19 protein-coding genes are annotated in these 18,001 nt (G+C 49.8%); 14 read left to right on the forward strand and 5 right to left on the reverse strand.

All coding sequences use genetic code 11. The annotated features are described in order from the left end of the window. Nucleotides 1-52 precede the first annotated feature (52 nt). The 5 genes from larB (at nucleotide 53) to DXD92_RS05530 (ending at nucleotide 4,459) form a co-directional block, all read left to right on the forward strand. Nucleotides 53-805 (forward strand): nickel pincer cofactor biosynthesis protein LarB, encoded by a 753-nt coding sequence (gene larB / locus DXD92_RS05510; RefSeq protein ID WP_118640265.1) that lies wholly within the window; start codon nucleotides 53-55, stop codon nucleotides 803-805. Beyond that, a complete protein-coding gene (gene larC / locus DXD92_RS05515) occupies nucleotides 798-2,144 on the forward strand; it encodes a nickel pincer cofactor biosynthesis protein LarC (RefSeq protein ID WP_118640238.1) in 1,347 nt (448 codons plus the stop codon). Before larB ends, larC begins: the two co-directional genes overlap by 8 nt. A 5-nt stretch (nucleotides 2,145-2,149) precedes the next feature. Beyond that, complete coding sequence (gene fliB / locus DXD92_RS05520; protein WP_118640239.1) at nucleotides 2,150-3,331, forward strand: flagellin lysine-N-methylase; 1,182 nt, start codon at nucleotides 2,150-2,152, stop codon at nucleotides 3,329-3,331. A 40-nt stretch (nucleotides 3,332-3,371) separates the two neighbouring features. Then, on the forward strand, nucleotides 3,372-3,836 hold the full coding sequence (locus DXD92_RS05525) for a hypothetical protein (protein ID WP_118640240.1): 465 nt from the start codon (nucleotides 3,372-3,374) through the stop codon (nucleotides 3,834-3,836). Between the two features lie 137 nt (nucleotides 3,837-3,973). Next, nucleotides 3,974-4,459, forward strand: a complete 486-nt coding sequence (locus DXD92_RS05530) for a cytidylate kinase-like family protein (protein WP_118640241.1) — start codon at nucleotides 3,974-3,976, stop codon at nucleotides 4,457-4,459. 79 nt (nucleotides 4,460-4,538) lie between these two features. On the opposite strand, the gene DXD92_RS05535 is transcribed toward DXD92_RS05530, so the two are convergent. Next, nucleotides 4,539-5,327, reverse strand: a complete 789-nt coding sequence (locus DXD92_RS05535) for a DUF975 family protein (RefSeq protein ID WP_118640242.1) — start codon at nucleotides 5,325-5,327, stop codon at nucleotides 4,539-4,541. A 295-nt stretch (nucleotides 5,328-5,622) separates the two neighbouring features. On the opposite strand from DXD92_RS05535, the gene DXD92_RS05540 reads away from it, so the two are divergent. The 4 genes from DXD92_RS05540 to DXD92_RS05555 all read left to right on the forward strand — a co-directional run bounded on the left by DXD92_RS05540 (nucleotide 5,623) and on the right by DXD92_RS05555 (nucleotide 8,924). Further along, a complete protein-coding gene (locus tag DXD92_RS05540) occupies nucleotides 5,623-6,534 on the forward strand; it encodes a RelA/SpoT domain-containing protein (RefSeq protein ID WP_243104844.1) in 912 nt (303 codons plus the stop codon). Between the two features lie 32 nt (nucleotides 6,535-6,566). Beyond that, a complete protein-coding gene (locus tag DXD92_RS05545; RefSeq protein ID WP_118640243.1) occupies nucleotides 6,567-6,794 on the forward strand; it encodes a hypothetical protein in 228 nt (75 codons plus the stop codon). Further along, nucleotides 6,791-7,345 carry a hypothetical protein gene (locus tag DXD92_RS05550; protein ID WP_022461914.1) on the forward strand — a complete coding sequence of 185 codons (555 nt, stop codon included), beginning with the start codon at nucleotides 6,791-6,793 and terminating at the stop codon, nucleotides 7,343-7,345. Before DXD92_RS05545 ends, DXD92_RS05550 begins: the two co-directional genes overlap by 4 nt. A 139-nt stretch (nucleotides 7,346-7,484) precedes the next feature. After that, nucleotides 7,485-8,924 (forward strand): alanine/glycine:cation symporter family protein, encoded by a 1,440-nt coding sequence (locus tag DXD92_RS05555; protein WP_118640244.1) that lies wholly within the window; start codon nucleotides 7,485-7,487, stop codon nucleotides 8,922-8,924. A 10-nt stretch (nucleotides 8,925-8,934) separates the two neighbouring features. On the opposite strand, the gene DXD92_RS05560 is transcribed toward DXD92_RS05555, so the two are convergent. Next, entirely contained in the window at nucleotides 8,935-9,828 is an 894-nt protein-coding gene (locus tag DXD92_RS05560) for a polysaccharide deacetylase family protein (protein WP_243104846.1), read from the reverse strand. A gap of 136 nt (nucleotides 9,829-9,964) precedes the next feature. On the opposite strand from DXD92_RS05560, the gene recQ reads away from it, so the two are divergent. The 3 genes from recQ (at nucleotide 9,965) to DXD92_RS05575 (ending at nucleotide 13,210) form a co-directional block, all read left to right on the forward strand. Further along, a complete protein-coding gene (gene recQ / locus DXD92_RS05565; RefSeq protein WP_118640268.1) occupies nucleotides 9,965-11,800 on the forward strand; it encodes a DNA helicase RecQ in 1,836 nt (611 codons plus the stop codon). Nucleotides 11,801-11,852: 52 nt separating this feature from the next. Beyond that, nucleotides 11,853-12,734 carry a hypothetical protein gene (locus DXD92_RS05570; RefSeq protein ID WP_118640245.1) on the forward strand — a complete coding sequence of 294 codons (882 nt, stop codon included), beginning with the start codon at nucleotides 11,853-11,855 and terminating at the stop codon, nucleotides 12,732-12,734. A 137-nt stretch (nucleotides 12,735-12,871) separates the two neighbouring features. Next, nucleotides 12,872-13,210, forward strand: a complete 339-nt coding sequence (locus DXD92_RS05575; protein WP_055227503.1) for a cyclic-di-AMP receptor — start codon at nucleotides 12,872-12,874, stop codon at nucleotides 13,208-13,210. Nucleotides 13,211-13,214: 4 nt separating this feature from the next. On the opposite strand, the gene DXD92_RS05580 is transcribed toward DXD92_RS05575, so the two are convergent. The 3 genes from DXD92_RS05580 to DXD92_RS05590 all read right to left on the reverse strand — a co-directional run bounded on the left by DXD92_RS05580 (nucleotide 13,215) and on the right by DXD92_RS05590 (nucleotide 16,323). Beyond that, a complete protein-coding gene (locus tag DXD92_RS05580; protein ID WP_118640246.1) occupies nucleotides 13,215-13,982 on the reverse strand; it encodes a TIGR03915 family putative DNA repair protein in 768 nt (255 codons plus the stop codon). A 99-nt stretch (nucleotides 13,983-14,081) separates the two neighbouring features. Further along, the gene (locus DXD92_RS05585; protein WP_118640247.1) at nucleotides 14,082-15,521 is read right to left on the reverse strand and encodes a putative DNA modification/repair radical SAM protein; all 1,440 of its coding nucleotides are present in this window, start codon (nucleotides 15,519-15,521) and stop codon (nucleotides 14,082-14,084) included. 322 nt (nucleotides 15,522-15,843) lie between these two features. Next, the gene (locus DXD92_RS05590) at nucleotides 15,844-16,323 is read right to left on the reverse strand and encodes a COG2426 family protein (protein ID WP_117814485.1); all 480 of its coding nucleotides are present in this window, start codon (nucleotides 16,321-16,323) and stop codon (nucleotides 15,844-15,846) included. 278 nt (nucleotides 16,324-16,601) lie between these two features. On the opposite strand from DXD92_RS05590, the gene hisH reads away from it, so the two are divergent. Together hisH and hisF are read left to right on the forward strand one after the other, a co-directional pair. Then, a complete protein-coding gene (gene hisH, locus DXD92_RS05595) occupies nucleotides 16,602-17,219 on the forward strand; it encodes an imidazole glycerol phosphate synthase subunit HisH (RefSeq protein ID WP_118640248.1) in 618 nt (205 codons plus the stop codon). 3 nt (nucleotides 17,220-17,222) lie between these two features. After that, the gene (hisF, locus tag DXD92_RS05600; RefSeq protein ID WP_118640249.1) at nucleotides 17,223-17,984 is read left to right on the forward strand and encodes an imidazole glycerol phosphate synthase subunit HisF; all 762 of its coding nucleotides are present in this window, start codon (nucleotides 17,223-17,225) and stop codon (nucleotides 17,982-17,984) included. The last annotated feature ends 17 nt before the right edge of the window (nucleotides 17,985-18,001 follow it).

The following is an 18,001-nucleotide window of genomic DNA, read 5'->3' on the forward strand; positions in this document are numbered from 1 at the left end:
GTATTGTATGTGGGTGTGAAAAAAAGGAAAAAACGAAAACGAGGTGAATGCTTTGGAGGCAAGAGAGGTATTAGAAAAAGTAAAAAACAACGAAATTTCGATCGAGGAGGCAGAAAAATATTTCAAAAAAGAGCCATTCGAGGAGATGGGATATGCGAAGCTGGATACGCACCGTGAAATCCGGAGCGGATTTGCGGAGGTCATTTTCTGTGCACGGAAGGCGGATGAACATCTGCTGAAGATTTTTACGCGTCTGTACGAGCAGGATGGGGAGGTCTTCGGAACGAGAGCCAGTGAGCATCAGTATGAGCTGATCCGGGAAAAGTTTCCGGAAGTGGTGTATGATCCGCTGTCCCATATTTTGAAAATAGAAAAAAAAGACAAGAAGCGGATCGGCAAAATCGCCGTCTGCACGGCTGGAACCGCGGATATTTCCGTTGCCGAGGAGGCGGCGCAGACCGCAGAATACTTTGGTGCAAACGTTGCGCGTATCTACGATGTCGGTGTGAGCGGTATCCACCGCCTGCTGTCGCGTCTCGATACGATTCAGAGCGCCAACTGCGTTGTAGCCGTTGCCGGTATGGAAGGAGCGCTGGCGAGCGTGCTCGGCGGCTTGGTGGACAAGCCGGTGATTGCTGTTCCGACATCCGTTGGCTACGGGGCCAGCATGAATGGTCTTTCGGCGCTGCTTACGATGATTAATTCCTGTGCGAACGGAATTGCTGTCGTAAACATCGACAACGGTTATGGGGCCGGATATATTGCAACACAGATTAACAGAATGGGAGTGCATAAAGATGAGTAAAAGTTTATATCTGGAGTGCGGGAGCGGAATCAGCGGGGATATGACCGTTGCGGCTCTGCTCGATCTGGGAGCAGACCAGGAGGTACTGGAGAAGGCACTGGCAAGCCTTCAGCTGCCGGGATACAAAACTGCCGTTACGAGAGTGAAAAAATCGGGGCTGGATGCCTGCGACTTCAATGTCATTCTGGATGCGGAGCATGAGAACCACGATCATGATATGGCGTATCTGCATGGGGATATGGCGAAAGCGCATGCACATGGAGAGGAGCATGTACACCATCATGAGCATACGCACGATCATGAGCATGTACATGACCAGAAACATACACACAGCCATGACCAGGAACACGCAGGAGAGCATCAGCACCATCATGAGCACCGCGGCCTGCCGGAGATTCTTGCCATTATCCGCCGCGGTGATCTGACACCGGGAGCGAGAGCTCTGGCAGAGCGGATTTTCCAGATTCTTGCAGAAGCAGAAGCAAAAGCGCACGGTGTGCCGCTCGATCAGGTGCATTTTCACGAGGTAGGAGCGGTCGATTCCATTGTAGATATTGTTGCCGCCGCCGTCTGCCTGGACAACCTGGCGCCGGACGAGGTGATTGTGACGGGGCTCTGCGAGGGAAGCGGTTTTATCCGATGCCAGCATGGACTGATCCCGGTTCCGGTACCGGCCGTTTTAAATATCGTGCAGACGCACGGCCTGACGCTTATTCCAACCGGAATCAAGGGCGAGCTTGTTACACCGACCGGTGCAGCTATTGTTGCTGCTATCCGAACAAAAGAGAAACTTCCGTCCTCATTTAAATGCACGAAAACAGGTCTTGGAGCCGGAAAACGGACGTATGAGCGGCCGTCACTTTTACGGGCTATGATGCTGGAAACCGAGGAAAATGACGAAAAAGATACGATCTGGAAGCTGGAATGCAATATCGACGACTGCACCGGTGAGGCACTCGGTTACTGTATGGGAAAACTGCTGCAGGCAGGTGCAAGGGATGTTCATTATATTCCGGTCTATATGAAGAAAAACCGTCCAGCATATCAGCTGGATGTGATCTGCGAGGAAGAAAAGCGGGAAACACTGGAGAATATTATTTTCACGGAGACAACCACGATCGGAATCCGTCGCTGCCAGATGGAGCGTACCGTGATGAAACGCGAATTTGCAACGATCACGACCGAATACGGGGATGCCGCTGTCAAGATCTGCCGTCATGGAGAGATAGAAAAAGTTTACCCGGAGTACGAGAGTGCCGCACTCATTGCTGAAAAAAGCGGTATGCCGGTTGGTGAGGCCGGTGCGTGGATCGTACAGAAATATAAAGAAGGAAAGTAAAAAACATGAGATATTTGAAACCACATTTTTACGATCAGTTTACATGCACAGCAGGAGATTGTCCGGATACCTGCTGCGCCGGCTGGCAGATTGTGATCGACGAGGATTCTCTGGAGCGGTACGGAAAGGAGCAGGGCGAGTTTGGAAAACGTCTGCGCAATTCCATCGACTGGGAAGAGGAGTGTTTCTATCAGAAGAACCGCCGCTGTGCTTTTTTGAATGATGAGAATCTCTGTGACCTCTACAAGGCACTGGGCCCGGATGCGCTTTGCGATACGTGCCGTCTGTACCCGAGACATACGGAAGAATATGAGGGACTGCGGGAGCTTTCCCTGTCCCTTTCCTGCCCGGAGGCGGCGCGAATCATTCTGTCCTGCCAGGAGCCGGTGCGCTTCCTTGCGGAGGAGACCGACGAGGAGGATGATTTCGAAGAGTTCGATTTCATGATGTTCTCGCAGCTGGAAGATACCAGAGATGTTCTGTTCAAAATTCTGCAGAACCGTACGATGCCGCTGCAGGAGCGCATGAGGGCGGCGGAACAGCTTGCCGAACAGTATCAGATCTGCATGGAAGAACAGCGGGAATACGATATTGATGATCTGCTTCGGAAATATGAGAAGCATTTGGAAGAGGGAACCTTAAGCGAGTGCGCGGCGGAAAGTCTGGCCCAAAAAGGTGTGGACGCTGCGGGATTCCACGTATGGGAACGTCAGAGAAAAGAACTGGCTGTTCTCCGAAGCCTCGAGCGCCTGCGCCCGGAATGGGATGAGGTGCTTGACGGTACAGAAAAAGTGCTGTACCAGAACGGCGAATCTGCTTACCAGGCCATCTGTGAAGAATTCCACCGCACCTTTGGAGCGAAAAGCAGCCGTCGTGCCGAGTGGGAAAACATAGGCGAGCAGCTTCTGATGTTCTTCGCCTATACCTATTTCTGCGGTGCCGTCTACGATGATATGGTCTGTTCCAAAATGGAACTTGCCCTTTTCTCCGTTCGCTGGATCCAGGAAATCCTGCTTGCGCGGTGGCTGGAAAACGGAAAAACACTTTCCATGCATGACGTTGAGGAGCTTTCCTGGCGTTACGCACGCGAGGTTGAGCATTCCGACGATAACCTGAATGCGCTCGAGGACTGGCTGTTTGAGACTTACGCGCCGGAAGGATGTGTACTGGAAGAAGAACAGGAATAGAAGAGGAAGAAAAATCATGCAGGAAAAGCAAAAGAAATAGATGCTGCGTATTGCGCTTTATCTGGTTGGAATTATTGTGCTGGCACTTGGCATCACATTGAATACAAAGACGAACCTCGGCGTGTCGCCCATCATCTCCATTCCGTACGCTGTGGCACAGATTTTTGGCTATGAAACAGGAACGGCAGTCTTTGTGGCGTATCTGATCTTTATCGTATTGCGGATTGTGCTGCTGAAAGGAAAATTTCCACCGTTCCAGCTCTTACAGGTTGCGGCCAGCTACCTGACCAGCGCCTTTATTACCATCTTTGACCGGGTTCTCCCGGTACCTGAACAGATGGGAAGCCGGCTTCTTGTCCTTGCCCTTGCTATCGGAATGATCGGTGCAGGACGACCGGTGGGAATCGGAATCGGCACTGTTGTAGCCATGGTCTGCACGGGAAGAGTGATCGCGCTGTTTAACCATTTTGGAAAGAAGAAAATAGAAGAAATCACAATCGCATAGCACGCCAATACCCCTGTCGAAAAACCTTGAGTTTTCGGTGGGGGTTTGTTATAATGAAAGACAGCGAAAGAAAAATTTTTTGATTTGTCATAAGGCGTTTGTTTGCGTTATGAGAAGTGCGAAGGAGGAAGTGGCAAATGAACTTAGTTATTACGATGAGCCGCCGGTTTGGCACAGGGGCGAGTATTATTGCAAAAGAACTTTCCGAGAGACTGCATATCCCGGTATATGATAAGGACGATGTAGAGCACGGCATGCGTGAAAATGCCTTTGAATCTGAGGCGGATGCGATCCGCGAACTGGCAAAACAGCCGTGTATTATTATTGGACGGTGCGCTTCGGAGTTTCTGAAAAATAAGAGCAACGTCATTAATATTTACGTTTGCGCGGACAAAGAGGATCGCATCAATCGTATCATGAAGTTGTTTTCTCTGACAAGAGAAGCTGCTGAGGTGATGCTGGAAGAGACCGATAAGCAGCGTGCCGAGTATTATTACAAGAATACCGGAAAAACATGGGGAGATGTGAATAACTATCATATGATCCTGAATACATCGGATCTTGGCATCGAGAACTGCGCAGATATTCTGATGCGGTATTTTGAAATGAAAGATTATATCTAAACGAGATACAGAAAAAGTAAGAGATTATAAAAAATCAGGTGTTTCCCAAAAAGAGAAGCACCTGATTTTTTGATCCCATTTAGTAAGTCTGATACGTATTGCTGTAACTGCGGCCAGAGAAGTAATTCTGTTTCAGAATCAGAAACAGTTCGGCATCGGTTGCGTACTCATACGGATTCGCATAGAAGAGACCGACAAGACCGCAGGTGATGGAAGAGAGAATCTTCCATCCGATAAAGGAAAGATCCAGGATGAAGGCATTCATTTTTTCACCATCCATCATTTCACGGCTGATCCGAAATGCGTCCTCTGTGGAAAGATCCGGGCAGTCGGCTAAAAGATACGGTACCATACGGTATTCATAAGATTTTACAATTCCAGGAATAATAAGAAGCAGCGACCAGAGGAAAGTGTAAAGCTTCATCAAAAACAGAGTCCAGACTGTTTTTCCGTAGGCGCCATTCTGGAATCCAGACAGCATATAGCCAAGTCCCGCTTTTTCCATTGAGTTTTCGATGAAAAACCTTGCGCCTCCGACTTCGAAGGGAGCCAGGATAAAAATGTCGATGAGAATAAATGCAAGTCCGATGATAAGAAGCACAATACCACCGAAAACAGAAAAAACAAATTTAACCGGACCAAGCGGGGTGAATCTTTCAGCAAAAGATGCAACATTAAGGTTATCGGAAGAAATGGTAAATCCGGATATACTGGACGTATTGTGCTGATTTCCATTATTGGAATTTCCGGAATTGGAAGTACCGCTTCCGACCAGCAGCGTCAGAATCAGGGCTGCTACCACACAGATCCAGTAATTGCGTAAAAATGCGGCTTTTCCGCGGGTTTTCAGTTGCTCTCGTGTCCACATAAAAAGACCTCCCTCTTAATGTAAGTGTAAACAGCAGACAATTCTGCCAAGTCACGATTATCTTACCATGGGGCAGGTGAAACATCAAGACAGCTTAAGGAAAGTTTAAGAAATTGGCAGAAAGATTAAAGTGGAAATGTGCATTCTTAAATAAAGATTTTACTTGTGAAGCGGGGATGAATGTGCTATAATCTCTCCGGTGCGTCAGAACGCAGCGGGGCCGGGTTTCTCCGGGGTGCGTTCTGAAAAAAAAGAAACCTGTACGTTGAATTGACAAAGAGAGCGAGGAATTTACGTGTATCTGACAAAGGACGAGTTTCTGCAGAAATTTGGAATTCTGCCGCAGGAATTTGAAGAAGCAGATATTTCCTGGGAAGAACTGCTGGAAATTGCGGATGATTATGAACGGCGCCGGCCGACGCTGGAAAAGATCCGAAAAGAATTTGTGGCAGAATTTCTGCAGGACAAGGAAAAAGAGATCGGACTGCAGTCGTACCACAGCCGCCTGAAGGACACCGAACACCTGGTGGAAAAGCTGGTGCGCAAGCGTCTGGAAAATTATGCAAAATACCGGAAAATGGATGCGACAAACTATATGCGTTATGTGACAGACCTGATCGGAATCCGGGGACTTTTGCTGTATCGGGAGGACTGGGTAAACTTCCATAAATATATTACCCACTGGTTTAAAAACGATCCGGAAAAATACATCCGTGATTACGGCCGCGACTACGACAAAAATGCGTCGGGCTATATGGCAGAGCCGCCGAAAGTCCATACAAGACTTGGCGATTACGCCGACATCTATGTGAACTGGATTCCGGAGGAGAACATTCTGGACCGGAAACATTACCGTGCGGTGCATTACATTGTCGTTTACCGCGGCGTCTATATTGAAATTCAGATTAAGACGCTGTTCGAGGAGGGCTGGGGAGAGATTGACCACAGCATTCTTTATCCGCGGCGCAAGGGAAACGCCATGCTGACCGAGTTTTCCGAGCTGCTGAACCGTCTGGCGGGCATGGGAGATGAGATGGGATCGTTCTACCGCCGTCTCCAGGTTGTGCCGGATGAGAAGTTCCAGAGCAAGGAAACGATCGTGCGCAAGCGTGAATTAAAACCGCAGGTCAAGGCAGCGGTGGAAAAACGCGATCTGAACGAAATTCATACGATGGATGATGCCGTCTGGAGCATACTGAAAGAATAAAACTGCTTTTCAGAAATGGGAAAGGATAAAAAATGGATGGAAGAAACACGGGCCGTATGGGATTCTCCCATGCAGCGGAGAATTCTGCGGAGAATATGATGGCGGCAGTCAAAGCCGGAAAAATCCGAAAACATCTGATGGGAAATACTTCGCCGATCCGCTATGGAACGATGGAAAAACGCGAGATGACCGAATATACCGACTTTGTCCGGACGAAACTCTGTTATGAAATTCTGAATCTGCCCGGGGAGGAAAAATGAATACAATAGAAAAAATATATACAAACTACGACGGACTCCTGGAAGAATTTTCTGAGGAAGTGATTCAGAGCCGTTATGCCGTTTTTTATGAAGAGATCGAAGAATTTGCCAAAAGTCTCGGCATTCGCGAGAAAATCCAGATCAGTGAATCGCTGTTAAGCCATGCGGTGCTGGACTATTTCACGGATATTTCCCGCCTGAAACATTTTCACCAGGCGAAACATATCAATTCGCTGAAAGTAATCTCTTATGAGACATACTGGCTGCTGCGGAGAAAACCGATCCAGATTCTGGTGGAGGATGAGACATCGGATGCGATGGCATTTCTGAATGAAAAATTTGTCTTTTCCCGCATTGCAAAGTATCTGATGGGTGACGGAAAACGGGTGATTTTAAGCCCGGAAACGAAAAAGGGCTTCTTGAACTATCTGGATTCTCTGTTTTATTACTTGAAATACCGCAATTACGATGCGGAAATGCTCGAGATGATGCTGATGGGCTTCAAAGCGGGCGTTCTGGTGGCGGACGATTTAAAAGAGCAGGAATCCTGAGAACGGGCGAAAGCAGAATACAGTAAAATAGGATGAACACAGAAAGAACCGGACGGGGCTGCAGGCCGCTGTCGGGTTCTTTTTTTGCACAGCTCTGCATAAAGTGCAAAGAAAACGTTGTGATGTACGGGGAAGGAAAATGAGTGCAGACAATCTGGAAAAAATCCATGCATTTCTAAAAAAGGCGAATGAAATCGCCTGGGGGCCGCCGCTTCTTTTTCTGCTGCTTGGGACAGGCATTTTTCTGATGATCCAGCTTCGTGCGCTGCCGGTTCGCCGTCTGGTTTTTGCACTTCGGACAGCGTTTGGCCGCAGAGCGAGGCGCACCGGGGAACCAACAGAAGCAGGTGTTTCGCCGTTCGCATCGTTGATGACGGAACTGGCAGCAGAGATCGGGACAGGCAATATCGTGGGCGTTGCCTCGGCGATGGCACTTGGCGGTCCGGGAGCACTGGTGTGGATGATGCTGGCAGCGGTGATAGGACTTGCACTGAAATTTTCGGAGAGCTTTCTTTCTGTGAAGTACCGGATGCAAAAGAAAGACGGGACCTACTGCGGTGGTCCGATGGTAACGCTGACGAGAGCCTTTCCAGAGGAAAAACTGGCAAAGGTGCTGGCTGTATTTTTTTCCGGGAGTGCCGTTCTAGTATCGCTCGGAATGGGAAATATGACGCAGGCGAACTCGATTGCGCTGGCGATGCAGGATACCTTTGGCGTGGAAAGAGAAAAAAGTGCACTGGTACTGACGATTCTTCTGCTGCTCGTTGTGACAGGCGGACTGCGTTCCATTGCAAAAGCGGCGGAGGTGCTGGTACCGGGGATGGCGCTCTTTTATCTGTGCGGGGCAGGAATTGTGATCTGTCTGCATGGTGGCGAGCTTCCGCGAACGCTGTCCGAGATGGTGCAGAATGCATTTTCTTTCCGGGCGGCATCGGGAGGCGCAGTGGGAGCCGGAATTGCCCTGCTGCCGCCGGCTCTGCGGTATGGGGTTTCCCGCGGTGTGTTTTCCAATGAAGCGGGGCTGGGAGCAGGCGGAATCAGTGCCGCTGCGGCGCAGACGGACGATCCGGTGCGGCAGGGATATATCAGTATGACCGGTGTGTTTGTTGATACCATGGTAATCTGCCTTGTGACCGGTCTTGCCGTCGGAGTGACCGGGGCGGCAGAGCGGGCAGCGGAAGCGGAAAAAGCGGATGGCGCGGCGATGGTAATCCGGGCATTTGAAAGTGTGTTCGGACCGGCGGGAGGTTATCTTGTTACGATCGGGATTCTGCTGTTCGCGTTTGCAACGATGGCGGGCTGGGCCTACCAGGGGGAGCAGGCGTTTGTCTGGCTGGTGAAAAAGGAGAGTTTCGGAATGGTTTACCGTGTTTTCTTCTGCTTTGCAGCATCAGCAGGATGTGTCTGTGTGGCAGAAATCGTCTGGAACTTTGCAGAGCTTGCCAATGCCTGCATGGCGGTGCCGAACCTGATTTGTGTGCTGCGGCTCTGGAAAACAGTAAAAGAAGGGGCAGTCAGGTTTGAGAGCAGCATAAAAAAGTCGGAACAGAGGAAAAACGGAGGCAGGGGAGGAACATGAGAAAACGTATTCAGGCAGATTTCACGGTGAGCTGGTTCAGAGAGCCAAAAGAATAGCCCATTTCTTCCCACTTTGTCAGCAGCTCATCGAGAATCTCCGCGTTGGTTGAGGAGGTGTTATGAAGCAGAACGATGGCGCCGGGATGAATGCGTCCGGTCAGCTTTTCGAAAGCCTCCTCGTGGGTTGGCTGCTGATCCTGGTACCAGTCTACATAGGCGAGACTCCAGAAAAACGTATGGTATCCGAGGTCCTTTGCCATCTGCAGGTTCTGTGTGCTGTATTTTCCCTGCGGCGGGCGGTAAAATTTCACCATTTCCTGGCCGGTGGTCTCCTGATAAAGAGTGGAGACTCGGTTCAGTTCTTCGGAGAAGGCTTCCTGCGTGGAGATTTTGGACATATCCGGGTGCGACCAGGTGTGGTTTCCGACGATATGGCCTTCTGCCGCCATGCGTTTGACAAGATCCGGCTGGTCGGAGAGAAAATTGCCGACGACAAAGAACGCTGCGGGTGCCTGATGCTTCTGGAGTGCGTCAAGGATCGCCGGGGTGTTGCCGTTTTCATAGCCGCAGTCAAACGTCAGATAGATGATGTTTTCTTCCGGTGAAGCGGCAAACCAGGCGTTGTAGGCGGCAAGCTCTTCGGATGTAGCATTGCCGACGGGAGTCTTCCCTTTTTCCGGGAAGGAGAGCCCCCAGTTTTCGGCAGCAGAGGAGAGGACGGGCATCGAAACGGAAGAAACAGGTGTCTCCGGCGCAGCAGAGAGAAAAACTGGGGCTGCCTTTCGGAGCGCACGGCAGGTAAAGTGGGACAGAACAGAGCCAAAAAGAAAAGCGGAGCAGAAAAAAGCGGCGGCGATACCGGCTTTTTTCAGGATCCGGCGGGAAAGGGGTGAAAGAGAACGCATAAAATCCCCCTCCAGGACTTTTTGAGACAATATATGTATGGATGAAAGAAAACATGCGGCACACATCTGTTTGACTTTACCTGCAATCTATGTCACAATGGAGGTAGAGTGGATGGAAAGGGCAGAGAAAAACAAGATGACAAAATATGAGGTTTTAAAAAAGTACTTCGGTTACGATTCCTTCCGAGAGGGGCAGGAGATGCTGGTGGATGCGCTTCTGAACGGACAGGACGTGCTCGGCATTATGCCGACCGGAGCAGGAAAATCGCTGTGTTATCAGATTCCGGCGCTTCTGCTGCCAGGAATTACCCTGGTGGTATCACCGTTGATTTCTCTGATGAAGGATCAGGTATCGACCCTGAACCAGGCGGGGATTCACGCTGCGTTTCTGAACAGCTCCTTAAGTGCGGCGCAGTACCGGAAGGCACTCGGCTTTGCCATGGAGGGCCGGTACAAGATTATTTATGTCGCCCCGGAACGCCTTCTGACACCGGAATTTTTGTGCGCGGTGCAGTCGATGGAAATTTCGATGATTAGTGTTGATGAGGCACACTGTATTTCCCAGTGGGGTCAGGATTTCCGCCCAAGCTACCTGAAAATCACAGAGTTTGTCGAGCAGCTTCCCGCACGGCCGGTGATCGGTGCCTTTACGGCAACGGCAACAAAAGAGGTACGGGATGATATCGAAGCACTGCTGTCTTTGCGTGATCCGGTACGTCTGGTCACAGGCTTTGACCGGAAAAATCTGAAATTTACGGTACAGCAGCCGAAAGATAAATTCGCAGCCGTGGAATCATTCCTTGCAGAGCACGAGGCGGACTGCGGAATTATTTACTGTCTGACCAGAAAAAATGTGGAGGAGGTCTGTGAGAAACTCGAGCAGAAAGGATATTCTGTCACAAGATACCATGCGGGTCTTTCTGACCTGGAACGGCAGGAAAACCAGGAAGATTTTATTTATGACCGGAAGCAGATCATGGTAGCGACAAACGCTTTTGGTATGGGAATCGATAAATCGAATGTGCGGTACGTCATCCATTATAATATGCCGAAAAATATGGAAAGCTATTACCAGGAGGCCGGCCGTGCGGGACGGGATGGCCTTCCGGCGGAATGCATTCTGCTGTACGCGGGACAGGATGTGATCACAAACCAGTTTTTTATCGAAAACATGGCGCAGGAGAGTGAGGATCCCGAGACGACAGCGCTGATCCGTCAGCGGGAGGAGGAACGGCTGAAGAAAATGACGTTTTACTGTTTCACCCATGAGTGTCTCAGAGATTATATCCTGCGGTATTTCGGGGAATACGGTTCCAATTACTGTGGAAACTGTTCCAGCTGCCTCTCGGAATTTGAAACGGTGGATGCGACAGCGACGGCAAAGGCAATCCTTGGCTGTGTGCGGGAATGCCGTCAGCGGTACGGCACGACGGTGATTCTCGATACCCTGCACGGTGCGAATACCGCGAAAATCCGCCAGTACCGCATGGATGAAAACTCCCATTACGGGGAACTGGCAAAAGAGCCGGTCTACCGGCTGCGGCAGATCTTAAATGAACTGCAGGTTCGGGAATATCTCTATGTAACGGCCGACACATACAGCATTGTGCGCCTGTTGCCAAAAGCGGCGGAGCTGCTGGATGAGGACGGCACGATGCTGATGAAGATGGCAAAAGAAGAAAAACGGATTCCGAAAGCCGCAAAAGAGAAGACAAAGACAAAAACCTCGGCAGCGGCAAAGGAGCTTTCCAACGAGGAGGCCGTGGTATTCGAAAAACTGCGGGCACTTCGGATGGAGCTTGCAAAGGAGCATAAAGTGCCTCCGTATATTATCTTTTCGGATAAAACACTGATCCAGATGGCGGTAGAGAGACCGTCAAATAAAGAGGAAATGCTGGCTGTTTCCGGGGTCGGCGAGAGCAAGTTTGAAAAATACGGGGAGCAGTTTCTTGCATGTCTTGCAGAAAGATAAAACAAGTCGTGTAAAAAAAACGGGAAAACAACAGGAAAGGAAGAATACGCTTATGAAAAAAGAAAACGCAGTTATTTTTGGAGTGACCGGTGTTGTAGTTGCCGCCGTGCTGATTGGAGGCGGAATCTATATGAAAACGGAACGGGACCGAAATCTGAATGCAGATACAGAAAGTGCTGCAGAGGACAGCAATAGGGCAGAAGAAGTACAGAAAGCCGTATTTCTTGCAGAAGATTCCGGGTTATGGTACCTGGGAGATCTGGAACACGGAAACATCTATGTGACACATACACCGTCCGACACACTTTACGATGAAAATGGAAATGCCATTGATCCGTCCGAGATCAAAAAAGGAGATTTTCTTCAAGTGGAGGGCGACGGTATTATGCTGAACTCCTATCCGGGACAATATCCGGGTATCAGCCGTATTATGAGAATCAGCGGCGGTACGGAGGCGGATGCAGAAAAATTCGATGAGGAACTTTCCCAGATTCTGCCGGAAAAGGATCCATCGGAAATTCCGTTTCTGAATCTGTGCTACACACAGCCAAATGCCCAGGTGACAGCTATGGCAACACAGGGAGGTTATACCTGGTCTTATGTTGATGAGGACGGCAATGGTCAGAACGTCGTTGCGGACAGTGCGTTCATTCTGGAATGGACGGAACTGAGTGATCTGAATATAGAAAATGACGAAGGAAAAACCGATCTGGAGCTTGTCTTCTCGGAGGAGCCGGATTCTGTCACAGCAGAAAGATGGCCGGCCGAAGACCGGGGGCAGAACTTTGGCAATGGTTACCCGGAGGGAGAAAGCGTTTCTGTGGAGCATGCGGAGAGCTGGAGCATTCCGGGAGCCGAGGCCGGCTACATCTACGAAGTGGACGCGGTATTCGAAAATGGAACCGTGTCATACGGATTTGAAGTGAAAAAGTAAAAAAAGACTTTCTTTTTCCGTGATATTATGCTATTTTTACTGTGAAAACAGAAAAATGCAATGTGCCATACGGCATAAGCAGCTGACTTTTCAAAAATCAGAATCCGTTTGACCGGAGGATGCGAGGAGGAATTTGTATGAAGTTAATTGTTGCTGTATTACGGAAAGAGGACGAGGCAGACACCATTGCCGAGTTGAACAAAAAAGGCTTTTTTGTGACGGAGCTTGCCACGACCGGCGGTTTCCTGAAGGAGAAGAACACAACACTGCTGATCGGAACCGATGATCATAAGCTCGACGCTGTGCTTGCGATCTTAAAACAGGAAGCAGGGCTTCGGAAAACAGTTACCTATGCGGCCACCCCGATGGAAAGCGGAAACTTCTGCCCGGGCGGAAATTACTCTGTTCCGATTGATACCCAGACAGGAGGCTGTACTGTGTTTGTGCTGAACATGGAACAGCTGGAAAAATTCTAAGACTCTAAAGATTTTTAAATTCCGGCATATGATTCTGGTAGTGGAGCGGCAGATGCGTACGCTGACAGTCGGGATTGGAACGCTCTTTGATGGCAATTGCGGTGAAAAATCCTTTCCAGAGTTCTTCGTAAGGATCCGAAGTGGATTCCGTGAGGGAAAGGCGTTCTATTTCACCCGGAGAAAGACGGGTCAGATAAAAGGGCCGGTCAGCGGGATGCACGACGGCAAGCTGCCGGTTATCATCGAGAATCATCCAGTTTTCTGAGGGGAGCCGGTCAGAAAAATGGGGAGCGACCAGGGTCAGCACATTAGCTTTCGGGGAAATATGCGAGACCAGGATCGGAAAACCGGAGGAAATATTTGCAAAACGGATAAATTCCCGGAACAAATGCGCTTCATTTGTGACCTGACGGGAAACTTCAAAAGCGTGGAATACCGCCGGTTCCTGCAGCATATGCAGAGTATCCTTTCCATAGGAAAAGCCGTAGAGCAGAAAACGATAAATGATGTCGGGAGCGTCGCTTCTCTCGGACATTGCACAGAGATAGACGAGCCGCCAGGCTGCTGCGCCGATCTTCTTTTGAATGGATCGCGTGACGCTGGCGGCTTTTTCTGTGTCCGGCTCAACATGGCAGTAATCGCAGAACAGCTCCAGATTGCCGACTGGTTCCGTCATCAGCCGTACATTGCGGTAGCCGACACGGGAATTCCAGGCTTCATAGATGCAGGTCAGGATCGACGCAAGATCCGGGCTGCAGGTGTAAACAGTCATAATAAAATCCTTTCTGAAATCAATTGATACAGACAACAGCCTTCTGCAAAAAAGCGCAGATACAGCAAAAAGGCTTTTCCATGAAAAGAACGCCCGGGATTATATATGCCCAGGTACGGCAGCATCAAACAGAGAAAGCTGCTGATACTGTTCCGGATGGGAAACCTCCCAGTTGGAGGCGGCTTCCTCTCCCGTGAGCTGCCGGGTCAGAAACTGCTGTTCCAGCCGCATGTGATACATCATTTTTCCCTCGCAGGTGATAAAATATTTGGCGCGTTTCAGCACCACACCGATCTTTTTCAGGTGCTCAAAGGAAAGATGGGAGCTTCTGCGGCTCTTTACAATCCGCATGGCCGATTTCGGCCCGATGCCGGGAACGCGCAGAAGGTCGGCATACTCAGCCGTGTTGATCTCCACCGGAAACAGCTCCATATGGCGCAGTGCCCAGTCGCATTTCGGGTCGAGCTGTGCATGGAAGTTCGGGTGGGCTTCATCGAGCAGTTCATCCGCCTGAAAACCGTAGAAGCGGAGCAGCCAGTCTGCCTGATAAAGGCGGTGTTCCCGAAGAAGCGGCGGCTTGGTTTCACGTGAGGGCAGGGCGGAATCCTCGTTGACCGGAATGTAGGCGGAGTAAAAGACGCGCTTCAGGTCATACTGCTGGTAGAGAAGCTGTGAGGTGGAGAGAAGCTGGTAATCGTTTTCCTTTGTCGCACCGATGATCATCTGCGTGCTCTGGCCGGCAGGAACGAAGGGAGCAGAGCGTTCCTTTTCCGGCAGCGACCGCGCGGAGGAAGAAGAGATCCAGCCCAGATCGGCAGCGGAGGCGGAAATCTGTTTTCGTGTATCGAAAATGGAGTGGGAGAGATAGCGGTTTCCCGAGGAACGCTCTAAAAAAGCACTTTTCCCTGCGGTCAGCCGGTAATCTACAATACCGGACTGGATCTGGCGCATGGGTTTTATAATCGCTTTCTGTGTCTTCTGCGGGGCCAGTTTCTGCAGCCCTTCTCCGGTCGGGAGTTCCAGATTGACGCTCATGCGGTCGGCGAGATAGCCGGTCTTTTCGATCAGCTCGGCGGGTGCACCCGGGATAGCTTTGACGTGGATGTAGCCGTTAAAGCGGTAACGATTACGTAAAAGATGCAGAGTGCGGTACATGAGCTCCATCGTATGGGCAGGATTTTTGCAGACGGCGGAACTTAAAAAGAGTCCCTCAATATAGTTTCGGCGATAAAATTCCGTGACGAGTGTACAGACCTCCTCCGGTGTAAACGTGGCGCGCTGCCGGTCATTCCCGGCGCGGTTGACACAGTATTTACAGTCGTAGATACAGTCGTTGCTCTGCAGAATTTTCAACAGAGAGATACAGCGTCCGTCGGAAGAAAAGCTGTGGCAGATACCGCAGGAGACCGAATTGCCGAGATGTCCCTGTTTTCCGGCACGGTTCACACCGCTGGAAGTGCACGCAACGTCGTATTTGGCCGCGTCAGCGAGAAGATTCAGCTTCTCGGAGAGAGAAAGTGTTTGTGATGATAACTGCATGGCAGAAAAATTCCTTTCTATGTCCAAATGAATACGAATAAAAGTAAAACAATAAGATAACAGGTATTTTACAAAAAGAACAACTGTTCGATAAAGAAAGTGTAACATAAATCGAACGAATGTTCAAGAGAAAAAATGAAAATAGCACAAGAAAATACTGGAAGAAAAGAAACAGAATTCGATCCGGAAAAACGTGAACAGGAAACAGCAGGGAAAATTTCTGTTAGAAAAAAGTTATACAAAAACAGCCGCACAGATCGGAAAAACAAATCTGTGCGGCTGTAAGCCAAATTTTATGGAATTGAAACGGAATCAGAGCCGTTTACGTCAGAAGCGCTCCAATTGCCCCGAATACGCCGGAACTTGCAAGCAGCATGATGACGCTTGCGAGGAGAACACCGCCCATGACGGCGAGAACGCTGGTCTTAAAGTCCATATCGAGGATACTTGCGGCCAGTGTGCCGGTCCATGCGCCGGTTCCCGGGAGCGGGATGCCGACGAAGAGCAGCAGGGCGAGCGGAAGTCCGCGACCGGCTTTTGCTTTCAGTTTTTCCCCGCCTTTTTCGCCTTTTTCCAGACACCAGGTGAAGAATTTTCCGATATACTTTTTATCACATCCCCAGACAAGAACCTTTCGAGCGAACAGGAAAATAATCGGAACCGGAAGCATATTTCCGATGACGGCGATCAGATAGGCCGGAAGCGTCGGAATATGGAAAGCTACCGCGTACGGAATCGCACCACGCAGCTCGATGAGCGGAACCATGGAAATCAAAAATACAATCAGATATTTGGTAATCATATACACCTCTCGTTTTTCACAAAATGTTATCGTTTCTTAGTGCAACGCTCTTATTGTAGCGTGATGCCCGCCATTTGTCCAGTATAAAAAGAAAGAAAGGAGCGGGAGTAAAAGAAATCTTAAGAATTTCTGCATTTTTGTATAATTTTATAACCTTCAAAATTTGAATTTTAGAAAACGGTATGTTAGAATGAAGTGTACTGTTTGCAAAAGAACAGCAGAGATGCCCCCAATGACAGGGGGCGTGGACTGAAATAACAAACGAGGAGGACCCACCTATGATTGCACTGATCGACTATGATGCCGGAAATATAAAAAGCGTGGAAAAAGTCTTTCAAAGCCTTGGAAAAGAGGTTGTACTGACCAGGGATCCAGACGTGTTAAAACGCGCAGATCACGTCGTTCTGCCGGGTGTCGGCAGCTTTGGAGATGCGATGGAAAATCTGAACCGCTATCATCTGGTACCGGTTATTCATGAAATCGTAGAAAAAGGGACTCCGTTTCTTGGAATCTGCCTCGGACTTCAGATCCTGTTTGAACGCAGCGAAGAGAGCCCGGGCGTTGCAGGCCTTGGCCTGTTAAAAGGAGAAATTCTCCGGATTCCGGACAAAGAGGGCTTAAAGATTCCGCACATGGGCTGGAATTCCATCCATCTGCAGAACGGTGGACGCTTATTCAAAGGCATCCCGCAGGAATCGTATGTTTACTTTGTCCACTCCTACTATCTGAAAGCAGAAGAGGAGGAAATTGTAAAAGCAACGACAGAGTACAGTACACACATCCATGCATCTGTGGAAAAAGGAAATCTGTTCGCCTGCCAGTTCCACCCGGAAAAGAGCTCAGATCTTGGGCTTGCCATTCTGAAAAACTTTGCGGAAATTGGAGAGGAGGACTGACGGATGTTTACAAAACGAATTATCCCATGCCTGGATGTAAAAAACGGAAGAGTCGTAAAAGGTGTTAATTTCGTCGATTTAAAAGATGCCGGCGACCCGGTGGAGATCGCAAAAGCGTACGACAAGGCAGGAGCCGATGAGGTTGTTTTTCTTGATATCACGGCCTCCTCCGATCAGAGAGGAACTGTTGTTGATATGGTGCGCAAAGTAGCAGCAAACGTTTTTATCCCGTTCACCGTCGGCGGCGGAATCCGTACCGTGGATGATTTCAAGATGCTGCTCCGCGAAGGAGCCGATAAAATCTCGATCAACTCCTCTGCCATCAACAATCCGCAGCTCATCCACGACGCGGCACAGAAATTCGGCAGCCAGTGCGTGGTCGTTGCGATCGACGCCAAGAAAAGAGCGGAGGGAAGCGGCTGGAATATCTATAAAAACGGCGGCCGCATCGATGTCGGCATCGATGCCGTTGCGTGGGCAAAAAAAGCAGAAAGCCTTGGCGCCGGAGAAATCCTGCTCACCAGCATGGACTGCGACGGAACAAAGGCGGGATACGATATCGAGCTGACAAGAACGATCGCAGAGAGCGTCGGCATCCCGGTCATCGCATCCGGCGGCGCAGGAACGCTGGAGCATTTTTATGATGCCTTAACCGAAGGAAAAGCCGATGCTGCACTTGCCGCATCTCTGTTCCACTACAAAGAACTGGAAATTCGTGAAGTCAAAGAATATCTGGCAGGCCGCAATGTGCCGGTCCGCCTGTAAAAGGAAGGGAGAAAACG

This window comes from Blautia sp. TM10-2 (assembly GCF_003480845.1).
In the GTDB taxonomy this organism is placed as follows: domain Bacteria; phylum Bacillota; class Clostridia; order Lachnospirales; family Lachnospiraceae; genus Fusicatenibacter; species Fusicatenibacter saccharivorans.